Origin of the sequence: Streptomyces sp. FH025 (assembly GCF_017427025.1) — a bacterium.
GTDB lineage: Bacteria > Actinomycetota > Actinomycetes > Streptomycetales > Streptomycetaceae > Kitasatospora.
This window is the reverse complement of the sequence record NZ_JAFLNG010000304.1, coordinates 1-8,922: the sequence shown is the minus strand read 5'-3', so window position 1 is coordinate 8,922 and position 8,922 is coordinate 1. Positions and strand designations below refer to the sequence as shown.

Below are 8,922 nucleotides of genomic sequence, written 5' to 3'. Positions count from 1 at the left end.
GGGCGCCGGGGCTCATCGGGCGGGCGTCACTCGGGCAGCGACTCCACCCGGGCCGCCGCCTCCCTGGCCCGGGCGCCGGCCCTGGTCCGCGCGGCGGTCACCTGCCGGTTGGGGAAGCGGTGCAGGTACTCGGCCTCCAACTGGCCGGTGCGCAGGGTGTGCCGCTTGAGCGCCTCCTCCGAGCCGTACAGGAACGTCTCGTGGCGGGTGCGGTGCAGCTGCTCCAGCTCGTGCAGCAGGGTGTCGTTGCCAAGGGCGTGCGGGGAGATGCCCGCGGGCCGGATGTGCGGGTCTTCGGCGTGCTGCATCGCGGTGCCTCCTCGGCGGAAGTCCCCTCCTACAGGGTGCCCGCCGACCGCCGCCCGTGCACCCGTGGAGGCGGGGCGGATCGTAGGATGAATCCTCCCGTACTTCCAGGTTCGCCCCGCTACCGCTCGGACAGATCGCACATGCCGCTTCCCAAGGCCGAACTCCACCTGCACATCGAAGGCACGCTGGAGCCCGAACTCGCCTTCGCCCTCGCCGCCCGCAACTCCGTCGACCTGCCCTACGCCGACACCGAGGAGCTGCGGAAGGCGTACTCCTTCAGCGACCTCCAGTCCTTCCTGGACCTCTACTACGCGCTGATGGCCGTGCTGCGCACCGAGCAGGACTTCGCCGACCTCGCGGACGCCTACCTGGCCCGCGCCGCCGAGCAGGGCGTGCGGCACGCGGAGATCTTCTTCGACCCGCAGGCGCACACCGCGCGCGGGGTGCCGCTGGGCGTGGTGGTCGACGGGCTGACCCGGGCGCTGGAGCGCAGCGAGGAGCGGTACGGCATCAGCACCCAGCTGATCATGTGCTTCCTGCGCGACGAGTCCGCCGACTCCGCGCTGGAGACCTTCGAGGCCGCCCGCCCGTACTTCGACCGGATCGCGGGCATCGGCCTGGACTCGGCCGAGGTCGGCAACCCGCCGGCGAAGTTCCGCGAGGTCTACCGCCGGGCCGCCGAGGCCGGGCTGCGCCGGGTCGCCCACGCGGGTGAGGAGGGCCCGGCCTCGTACATCACCGAGGCGCTGGACGTCCTCGGCGTCGAGCGGATCGACCACGGCCTGCGCTGCCTGGAGGACCGCGAACTGGTCGAGCGCCTGGCCCGCGAGCAGATCCCGCTCACCCTCTGCCCGCTCTCCAACGTCCGCCTGCGCTGCATCGACACCCTGGCCGACCACCCGCTGCGCGAACTGCTGGACGCCGGCCTGCTGGTCACCGTCAACTCCGACGACCCGGCCTACTTCGGCGGCTACGTCGAGGACAACTTCCGCGCCGTCCGCGAGGCCCTCGCCCTCGACCAGGAGACCCTGCGCCTCCTCGCCGCCAACTCCTTCCGCGCCTCCTTCATCGACGAGGCCCGCCGCGCCGAACTCCTCGCCGAGGTCGAGCGGTTCACCTTCTGACCGGTACGCGTACGGCCCCCAGGGAGGACGCCCGGGGGCCGTATGCGGCGGGTCAGATCAGGGTGCTCCAGTAGTACCAGAAGCGGTTGAGGACCAGCAGGGCGATCACCGCGCACCAGAGGGCGGGGACGACCCAGTGGTAGCGGGCGGCCTCGCGGACCACCGGGCGCAGGCCGCGGCCGACCGGGATGACCCCGGAGCGCAGGTTGTGCAGGGTGGTGTACCAGAACAGCGGGATCATCGCTGCCCACACCACCATGCAGTACGGGCAGAGCGCGCCGATCCGGTACAGCGCCTGGTACATCAGCCAGGAGACGAAGCCGATCCCGAAGACCGTCCCGGCCTGGAGGCCGAGCCAGAACCAGCGCCGGTACGTCGCCCCGGCGAGCAGCCCGGCGCCGATCGCGATCACGACCCCGAAGCCGACCAGGCCGATCAGCGAGTTGGGGAAGCCGAAGGCCTCGGCCTGGTCGCTGCGCATGATCGAGCCGCAGCTGATGATCGGGTTGATGTTGCAGCTGGGGACGTACGACGGGTCCTTCAGCAGCCGGATCTTGTCCAGGGTGAGGACGGCCGAGGCGAACAGGCCGACCGCGCCGCCGATCAGCAGCAGCCAGGCGAACGGGCGGCTCGCGCCGTGGGTGCGCGCCGCGGGGGCGGAGGCGGTCACCCGGTCACCTGCTTGACCATCGCGGTGAACTGCTCGGGCGAGACGGCCTTGCCGTTGGTGAGGACGTCCAGCTTCTTGCCGTCCAGCTTGACGGTCGGGGTGCCGGTGACGTCGCTCTTGTTGAACTCCTCGTTGACCTTGGCGGCCCACGGCGCGTAAGTGCCGTCCTGGACGGCCTTGACGAAGGCGTCGGTCTTCAGCCCGGGCACCTGGCCGGCCAGGTCCAGGATGTGGTTGACGTCGCCGAAGGCGTCGCTGCGCTCGTCCGGCTGGTTGGCGTAGAGCACGTCGTGGAAGGCCTTGAACTTGTCCACGCCCTCGTTCAGCGCGGCGCCGGCGGCGGCCAGCGCGGTGCGCGAGCCCTTGCCGCCGAGGTTCTTGTCCAGGAACGTCGCCAGGTGGTACTCGACCTTGTACGTGCCGTCGTCGGCGAGCTGCTGGACGGCCTTGCCGGTGGTGGTCTCCAGCTGCTCGCAGAACGGGCAGCGGAAGTCCTCGTAGACCTCCAGGGTGTGCGGGGCGTCGGCCTTGCCGTACGTGATCACGGTGCCGTCGGTGCCGGTCGCGTTGGCGGGGACGACCAGCGGGCCGTTCGCGGCGGTGTCCGAGGAGCCGGAGGAGCCGCCGACGGCGAAGGCCACACCGGCCACGAGCGCGAGCACCGCGGCGGAGGAGGCGCCGACCACCACCCGGCGGCGGATCCGGTCGGAGCGCTCGGCCTGGGCGCGGGCGACGCGCATGCGCTCGGTGGCGGAGGTCTTCTTGTCGGTCTTACGGGTGTTGCTCATGGGTGTCGTCCTGTGCTCTCGGGCGTGCGGAGGTGCGGGCGCGGCCGGTGGAGGGCCCGCGCGGGCCGGTCAGGGCCTGTGCCTGTGCGAGGGGGAGAGACGGCCGGTCGAGCGGGGAGGCTCAGACGGCCAGGGCGAACACCGGCGGACCGCGCCGGACGGCCGGGCGGACGACCACGTCCTCGGCCGGGACCAGCGACCGGCTGGCCCGGGGGAAGGGCACCCGCGCCACCGGACGGGCCGGGACGGGCGCGGCGAGCAGCCGCAGCCAGCGGGCGGCGGCCGGGAGGTGCCGGTGCAGGAACTCGCCCAGCATCCGGACGGTCCGGGCGAGACCGGCCAGCGCGGCGTCCGCGCGGCGCAGCCAGAACGCGCCGCTCAGCGCGATCACCGAGTGCAGCAGCAGGAGCAGCAGGACGCCCGTCTGCTGGGAGACGCCGTGGCCGAGCAGGAACCCGCCGAGCGAGCCGCCGCCGCACAGCAGCGGCTGGAAGCCGTGCGCGGTGCCGGGCGGCAGGGAGGGGCAGGTGCTCTGGGCGAGGTCGAACAGGGCGCTGACGCCCAGCTCCAGCGGCAGGAACACCGCCGCGATCGCCGGGTAGCCGCGCTCGCGGCCGGCCAGGGCGAAGGCCACCGCGAAGACGGCGACCGAGGCCAGGCCCATCGTGCCGACCGGCAGCGCGCGGCCGGTGACCAGCACCTGGCCGAGCCCGGCGAGCAGCACGACCAGCGCGGCGAAGACCGCCGCGCGGAGCGTCCTGGTGGCCGGTCCGATGTCCATGGCATCCGAGTCTGCCACAGGTTGAAAGCGGAACGGTCTGTCGGACGGCGGGCTGTGAACAGCCTCACCGCCCTTGCTGAGCTGGGCTTATGCGCTGCTTACGAGCCTAAGGCCTGTCTGACAATTCCCGCCGGGCGCGCGACGCTCCCCCAGCCTTCGGCCGGGAGGTACCCCCAGGGCACAAGCGCACCTCGCCGCGTTGTCGTCGGTCGCCAATGGCCCCCAGCCTTCGGCCGGGAGGTGCCCCCACCGCAGTGACTCCCTCCTCCGCCTTGCGATGCACGCACCCCAACGCCGCGCGCTGGTCCGACGCGAATTGTCAGACAGGCCTAGGTGGCTCATTGCGGGTGGGCCTCGGCGGCGCTCACCCGGGCCTCGACCAGCTCCCGGAAGTGCTCCAGGTCCCCGCGCACCGCCCGCTCGATCGCCCCGGCCTGGGCGAAGCCGTGCGGACCGCCGAAGTCCTGGCGCAGCGCCTCCGGGTCGTACTCCACCCGGATCTGCAACCGGGTGTGCCCGGCGTCCAGCGGCAGCAGCGCGAAGGTGCCGCGCAGGTGGACCGTGTCCAGCGTCCGCCAGGACATGACCCGGCCCCGGCCGCGATCGGTGATCTCGGTGTCCACCGCCCGCTCGGCGCCGTCGATCCGCACCTCGAGGTGCGCGTGGTTGCGTCCGTGCGGGTGGGCGGTGCTCACCCCGTCGACGAACCGCGGGTACTCGCGCACCCGGTGGAGCTGCTCCCAGGCGGCGAGGACGGGGACGGCGATGTCGATCTGTTCCTCAAGGGTGGTCATGGCGACGCCTCCTCCGGTCCCAGCCTGCGCTCACGGACGCACCGGGGTAAAGGGGCGGCCGGCGTGCGCCCGGGGGAGACTGGGCGCATGCCGGAACTGCCCGAGGTCGAGGCGCTGAGCGCCTTCCTGTCCCAGCGGCTGACCGGGCGGATGATCGCCCGGGTGCAGCCGGTGGCGATCAGCGCGCTGAAGACGTACGACCCGCCGGTGACGGCGCTGGAGGGGCGCACGGTCGGGGCGGTGACCCGGCACGGCAAGTTCCTGGACATCGAGGCGGGCGGGCTGCACCTGGTGGTGCACCTGGCCAGGGCCGGCTGGCTGCGCTGGAAGGACGGCCTGCCCGCCGAGCCGCCGCGGCCGGGCCCGAAGAACCCGCTGGCACTGCGGGTGCGGCTGGCGGGCGAGGCCGGGGACGGCTTCGACCTCACCGAGGCGGGGACGAGGAAGGGCCTCGCCGTCTACGTGGTCGCGGACCCTGCCGAGGTGCCCGGGGTGGCGAAGCTCGGCCCGGACCCGCTGGATCCGGGCTTCACGCTCGACCGGTTCGCGGCCCTGCTGCGGGGCGACCGGCGCCGGATCAAGGGCGTGCTGCGGGACCAGAGCGTGCTGGCCGGGGTGGGCAACGCCTACTCGGACGAGGTGCTGCACGCGGCGCGGATGTCGCCGTACAAGCAGGCGTCCGGGCTGGGGGAGGAGGAGACGGCGCGGCTGTACGAGGCGCTCGGCGGCACGCTGCGCGAGGCGGTGGAGCGCTCGCGCGGACTGGCGGCGGGGGAGCTGAAGGCGGAGAAGAAGCTCGGGCTGCGGGTGCACGGCCGCACCGGCCTGCCCTGCCCGGTCTGCGGGGACACCGTGCGCGAGGTGTCCTTCGCGGACTCCTCGTTGCAGTACTGCCCGACCTGCCAGACCGGGGGCAGGCCGCTGGCGGACCGGCGGCTGTCGCGGCTGCTGAAGTGACACCGGGGGGCGGGACGGCGTGCCGCCGACCCGCCGGGTGCCCGTCGGTGCCCTCAGCGCTTGATGGCGGCGCCCTCAGCGCTTGATGGCGACGCCGCCCCAGTAGTACGCCGCCTTCGGGTCGGCCGGCGGCTCGCCGTCCGGGCGCCAGGCCAGGACCGGGGCGACGCCGGGCTCGACCAGCTCCCAGCCGTCGAAGAAGCGGAGCACGTCGTCGTAGCCGCGCGGCACCAGCGTCATCCCGCCGGCCCGGGCGGCCTCGGCGACCTTGCCGACCGCCTCCGGGTCGAAGTCCGGGGTGGGGGTGGTCAGGGCGATGCAGCTGCCGACGGGCAGGGCGTCGCGCAGCGCGGCGACCCGGCCCCACGGGTCGTCCTCGTCGGCGATCAGCATCAGCACGGCGATCATCAGCAGGCCGACCGGCTGGGTGAGGTCCAGGGTGGAGGTGAGCGCCGGGTCGGTGAACAGCTCCTCGGGCTTGCGCAGGTCCGCGTGGATGTAGGTGGTGCGGCTGGCCGGGCTGGAGACCATCAGGGCGCGGGCGTGGGCGAGCACGATCGGGTCGTTGTCGACGTAGACCACCCGGGTGCCGGGGCTGACCGACTCGGCGATCTCATGGGTGTTCGGCGAGGTGGGGATGCCGGTGCCGAGGTCGAGGAACTGGCGGATGCCGTGCTCCCGGGCCAGGTAGCGGACGGCGCGGCCCTGGAAGGCGCGGTTGGCCTTGGCCATCTCCTTGACGCTCGGAACGGCCTGCTCGATGGCCTGCCCCATGGCCCGGTCGGGCGGGAAGTTGGTCTTGCCGCCCAGCCAGTAGTCGTACACGCGCGCCGAGTGCGGGGTGGAGGTGTCGACGCCGAAACGTTCCCACTGGCTCAGCTCGGCGGCGTCGTCCTGCGGGCCCTGCTGGGGGAAGTCCTGACTTGTCGTCATGGCCACGTCCTCTGATGGCAGATCATCACACTGGGGAAGGCACAGCGTAGCGGCCCGGACGGGAAGCCGGGCGTCCGGTCGGGAAAGATCCGGGGAAGTGGTGGGGACGCGGGGTGTGCCCGGGGTGCGTCCGGGGTGCGTCCGGGGCGTGCTCGGCCCGTGCTTGAGCCGTCGGAGTGGTGATCGAGCCCGTCCGAGGTGCCCGTGGAGAGGGGTGGTGACCTCCGGGGGAAGCATCCAGCATGCTGTCTGATCGTCAGATTAATCCTCGAATCACTTCGCGCCGGCTGCTGCTGACCGCAGCCGGAATGTCCCTGCTCGGCGCCGCCGCCGGCTGCCGGAGCCCCTGGAGCGACGAGGGCGCCGCCTCCTCCCCGGAGGCGATCCCGGAGGCCGTGGCCTCCGCCGCCGCCTCGCAGTCGTCGGCCTCCTCGCCCACGGCCGGGGCGGCGTCCCCGGTGCCCTTCCCCCCGCCCGCCGGCTCGGGTGCCCCGCCGGGCGGCGAGCCCGGCCACCGGACGCTCACCGAGGAGGAGAGCAAGCCGGTGTTCGAGCTGGACCCCGGGCAGCGGGTGGTGGCGCTCACCATCGACGACGGCCCGGACCCCCGGTACACGCCCACCGTGCTGGCACTGCTCAAGCAGCACGGGATCCGGGCGACCTTCTTCCTGATCGGCGAGAACGCGGTCGAGCACCAGAGCCTGGTGCGGGAGATCGCGGACCACGGCCACCACATCGCCAACCACACCTGGACCCACGCGGACCTGCGGCACATGTCGGACGGTGCGGTGCGGGACGAGCTGGAGCGCACCTCCGACCTGCTGCAGCGCACCACTGGGCGGCAGCCCACCTGGTTCCGCGCCCCGGGCGGGGACTGGTCCCCGGTGGCGCTCAGGGCGAGTGCGGCCCTCGGGCTGCGGAACCTGGGCTGGTCGGTGGACCCGAGGGACTGGTCCCGGCCGGGGACGTCGGTGATCATCGACCGGGTCCTCAAGAACGTCCGGCCCGGGTCGATCGTGCTCAACCACGACGGCGGCGGGGACCGCTCGCAGACGGTGGCGGCGATGAAGGCCTACCTGCCGGTACTGCTCGATTCGGGGTACTCCTTCTCGGCTCCGCCGAACTGAATGAGTTCCCTGTGATGGCGGAGTGTGGCAGGTATCGGTTTCGCCGTTTAAACCACCTGAACGAGTGGATTTGGAGAACCGTTTCTTCGGATTTTGGGCCTCTAGGGTGATCTCGCACCAATTCACCGGGTACCACCGGGTACCACCTGAAAGGCCCTCAGTCATGCGTCTCCGCAACGCCGTGCTCGCCGCCGCCAGCGCCGTCGCCCTCGTCCTCGCCGTTCCGCTGTCCGCCAATGCGACGGAGGGGGATTTCCGCTACAAGTACGGCTTCGGTCTCAGGAGCGGGCTGTTCAACCCGCCGAGCGGCCTTTGCATCGACATTCCGGAGGCCACGGCGGAGGAGCCGGCCTTCGCGCCGGAGAACCTCACCGGCTCCACGGCCACGGTCTACCTGGACTTCGACTGCAAGGGCGATGTCTTCTACGTGATGAACCCCGGCAAGAGGCTCGGCGACCGGCTGAAGCTGCGCTCGGTCGTCTTTTCCTGAGCGCAGGGGGAGCGTGGGGTGGCCTCGGCCGGACGGTCGGCGTAGCTTCGAACTGTCCGGCCCGGTCGCCGGTGCTTCGTCGTGCCCGTGGTCGGGCGCGGCGGCCTGGGCAGAGCGTAAGGAGGCCTGGGATGACCGGCAACGGCTACGCACACCCCGAGTCACTGGTCCGCACCGAGTGGCTGGCCCACCACCTGGACGACGGGACGATCAGGGTCGTCGAGGTGGACGAGGACACCACCGCCTACGACCGGGGCCACATCCCCGGCGCGGTCGGCTGGAACTGGACCGCCGACCTGCACAGTCAGGTCGGCCGCGACTACGTCGACCGAGAAGGCGTCCAGCACCTTCTGCGGGCGGCCGGAGTGGAGGACGACACCACCGTAGTGCTGTACGGCGGCAACAACAACTGGTTCGCCGCGTACGGCTACTGGCTGCTGCGGCTGCGCGGCTTCGGGCCGGTGCGGCTGCTGGACGGCGGACGCAAGAAGTGGGAGCTGGAGGGGCGGGAGCTCACCCACGAGGTGATGGACTACCAGCACACCACCTACCGGCTGGCCGGCCCCGAACGGCCCGAGCTGCGGGCACTGCGGGACGAGGTACTGGCCCGGGCCGAGGTGTTCGCCAAGCCCGGCGCGGACGCGGTGCTGGTGGACGTCCGCTCCCCGGCGGAGTTCCGGGGCGAGCTGATCGCTCCGGCGCACCTGCCGCAGGAGCAGGCCCAGGTGCCCGGGCACATCCCGGGGGCGGTCAACGTGCCCTGGTCGCAGGCGGCCAACGACGACGGGTCGTTCCGTTCGGCGGAGGAGCTGCGGGCGCTGTACGGGGGCAAGGGCGTGGAACCGGAGCGCGAGGTGATCGCCTACTGCCGGATCGGTGAGCGGTCGGCGCACACCTGGTTCGCGCTCGCCGAGCTCCTGGGGTACCCGCACGTGAAGAACTACGACGG

At 72.4% G+C, this 8,922-nt stretch carries 11 protein-coding genes; 5 read left to right on the top strand and 6 right to left on the bottom strand.

Going from position 1 to position 8,922, the window contains the following annotated elements; translation table 11 throughout:
• Window positions 1-26: 26 nt before the first annotated feature.
• Window positions 27-308: a DUF6158 family protein gene (locus J0670_RS21380; protein WP_243437316.1), complete on the bottom strand. Its 282-nt coding sequence runs from the start codon at window positions 306-308 to the stop codon at window positions 27-29.
• Between the two features lie 141 nt (window positions 309-449).
• On the opposite strand from J0670_RS21380, the gene J0670_RS21375 reads away from it, so the two are divergent.
• Window positions 450-1,433, top strand: coding sequence for an adenosine deaminase (locus tag J0670_RS21375; protein WP_207813249.1), 984 nt, complete (start codon window positions 450-452; stop codon window positions 1,431-1,433).
• Window positions 1,434-1,485: 52 nt separating this feature from the next.
• Here J0670_RS21375 and J0670_RS21370 read toward each other — a convergent pair whose 3' ends face one another.
• The 4 genes from J0670_RS21370 to J0670_RS21355 all read right to left on the bottom strand — a co-directional run bounded on the left by J0670_RS21370 (window position 1,486) and on the right by J0670_RS21355 (window position 4,466).
• Window positions 1,486-2,103: a vitamin K epoxide reductase family protein gene (locus tag J0670_RS21370; RefSeq protein WP_207813248.1), complete on the bottom strand. Its 618-nt coding sequence runs from the start codon at window positions 2,101-2,103 to the stop codon at window positions 1,486-1,488.
• Window positions 2,100-2,891: a thioredoxin domain-containing protein gene (locus tag J0670_RS21365; RefSeq protein ID WP_207813247.1), complete on the bottom strand. Its 792-nt coding sequence runs from the start codon at window positions 2,889-2,891 to the stop codon at window positions 2,100-2,102. Before J0670_RS21365 ends, J0670_RS21370 begins: the two co-directional genes overlap by 4 nt.
• A 121-nt stretch (window positions 2,892-3,012) precedes the next feature.
• Complete coding sequence (locus J0670_RS21360; RefSeq protein ID WP_207813246.1) at window positions 3,013-3,672, bottom strand: hypothetical protein; 660 nt, start codon at window positions 3,670-3,672, stop codon at window positions 3,013-3,015.
• 338 nt (window positions 3,673-4,010) lie between these two features.
• On the bottom strand, window positions 4,011-4,466 hold the full coding sequence (locus J0670_RS21355) for an SRPBCC family protein (protein ID WP_207813245.1): 456 nt from the start codon (window positions 4,464-4,466) through the stop codon (window positions 4,011-4,013).
• 87 nt (window positions 4,467-4,553) lie between these two features.
• On the opposite strand from J0670_RS21355, the gene J0670_RS21350 reads away from it, so the two are divergent.
• Complete coding sequence (locus J0670_RS21350) at window positions 4,554-5,423, top strand: Fpg/Nei family DNA glycosylase (protein WP_207813244.1); 870 nt, start codon at window positions 4,554-4,556, stop codon at window positions 5,421-5,423.
• Between the two features lie 75 nt (window positions 5,424-5,498).
• On the opposite strand, the gene J0670_RS21345 is transcribed toward J0670_RS21350, so the two are convergent.
• Window positions 5,499-6,356 (bottom strand): SAM-dependent methyltransferase, encoded by an 858-nt coding sequence (locus J0670_RS21345; protein WP_207813243.1) that lies wholly within the window; start codon window positions 6,354-6,356, stop codon window positions 5,499-5,501.
• 242 nt (window positions 6,357-6,598) lie between these two features.
• Between J0670_RS21345 and J0670_RS21340 the strand changes: the two genes are divergently transcribed.
• From J0670_RS21340 to J0670_RS21330, 3 genes are all read left to right on the top strand, one after another.
• Window positions 6,599-7,483: a polysaccharide deacetylase family protein gene (locus J0670_RS21340; RefSeq protein WP_207813242.1), complete on the top strand. Its 885-nt coding sequence runs from the start codon at window positions 6,599-6,601 to the stop codon at window positions 7,481-7,483.
• A 163-nt stretch (window positions 7,484-7,646) separates the two neighbouring features.
• Window positions 7,647-7,973 (top strand): hypothetical protein, encoded by a 327-nt coding sequence (locus J0670_RS21335; RefSeq protein ID WP_207813241.1) that lies wholly within the window; start codon window positions 7,647-7,649, stop codon window positions 7,971-7,973.
• Between the two features lie 131 nt (window positions 7,974-8,104).
• The coding region (locus J0670_RS21330) for a sulfurtransferase (protein ID WP_207813240.1) at window positions 8,105-8,922 on the top strand (818 nt) is incomplete at its 3' end.

Bases quoted from the DNA above. Each gene is read 5' to 3' on its own strand.
- J0670_RS21380 (WP_243437316.1), bottom strand. From the start codon at position 308: ATGCAGCACGCCGAAGACCCGCACATCCGGCCCGCGGGCATCTCCCCG.
- J0670_RS21375 (WP_207813249.1), top strand. From the start codon at position 450: ATGCCGCTTCCCAAGGCCGAACTCCACCTGCACATCGAAGGCACGCTG.
- J0670_RS21365 (WP_207813247.1), bottom strand. From the start codon at position 2,891: ATGAGCAACACCCGTAAGACCGACAAGAAGACCTCCGCCACCGAGCGC.
- J0670_RS21360 (WP_207813246.1), bottom strand. From the start codon at position 3,672: ATGGACATCGGACCGGCCACCAGGACGCTCCGCGCGGCGGTCTTCGCC.
- J0670_RS21355 (WP_207813245.1), bottom strand. From the start codon at position 4,466: ATGACCACCCTTGAGGAACAGATCGACATCGCCGTCCCCGTCCTCGCC.
- J0670_RS21350 (WP_207813244.1), top strand. From the start codon at position 4,554: ATGCCGGAACTGCCCGAGGTCGAGGCGCTGAGCGCCTTCCTGTCCCAG.
- J0670_RS21345 (WP_207813243.1), bottom strand. From the start codon at position 6,356: ATGACGACAAGTCAGGACTTCCCCCAGCAGGGCCCGCAGGACGACGCC.
- J0670_RS21340 (WP_207813242.1), top strand. From the start codon at position 6,599: ATGCTGTCTGATCGTCAGATTAATCCTCGAATCACTTCGCGCCGGCTG.
- J0670_RS21335 (WP_207813241.1), top strand. From the start codon at position 7,647: ATGCGTCTCCGCAACGCCGTGCTCGCCGCCGCCAGCGCCGTCGCCCTC.